Consider the following 562-nt stretch of genomic DNA (forward strand, 5'->3'; position numbering starts at 1 on the left):
GGTGCGCACCGCCGCGACGCGGCCGGACAGCACGTCGGCCACGGTGACATCGGCGGGCACCAGGGCGACGACCGACACCCGGGGCGGTGGCGCGGCAGCCTCGGGCGCCTCCGTGCGGCCGCATCCGGCCAGCGCCAGCGCAGCGATGGCCGCGGCGGCCGGGGCCGCGATCGCGCGGCAGCGTCGCATCGGTATCTGCATCTCGAAAGGGTCCTTTCCCTGTCCGACCGCCGCGCGGAGCGCCAGCGGCCCGTGAAAAAGGTGCGACTGTGGCGTTCGGCCGCTGCGATGCGTTCGGCGTTGTGTGGAGATGCGATGGAGCGGAAAAACTTGGATAGAGTGCGACCCGTGTCCACACCACCCCTGCGCCTCTTTCCGGAATCCGCCTCCCATGCGCTCGTGCTCATCGCCGAAGACGAGCCCGAGATCGCGGAAATCCTCGCGGCCTACCTGGCCCGCGACGGGCTGCGCACGGTGCATGCGCCCGACGGCCAGGCGGCCCTCTCGCTGCACCTCGCGCTCAAGCCGGACCTGGGTCTGCTCGACGTGCAGATGCCCCGGG

Annotated in this window: 1 protein-coding gene and 1 pseudogene; one reads left to right on the plus strand and one right to left on the minus strand. The window is 72.1% G+C overall.

Translation table 11 applies throughout. The annotated features are described in order from the left end of the window. Positions 1 to 201, minus strand: a pseudogene (locus tag GVL52_RS28330) (hypothetical protein); the annotation flags it as partial. Positions 202 to 348: 147 nt separating this feature from the next. Between GVL52_RS28330 and GVL52_RS28335 the strand changes: the two are divergent. After that, the coding region (locus GVL52_RS28335; RefSeq protein ID WP_244619329.1) for a response regulator at positions 349 to 562 on the plus strand (214 nt) is incomplete at its 3' end.

Origin of the sequence: Rhizobium sp. 18055 (genome assembly GCF_902706285.1) — a bacterium.
Classification (GTDB): domain Bacteria; phylum Pseudomonadota; class Alphaproteobacteria; order Rhizobiales; family Rhizobiaceae; genus Rhizobium.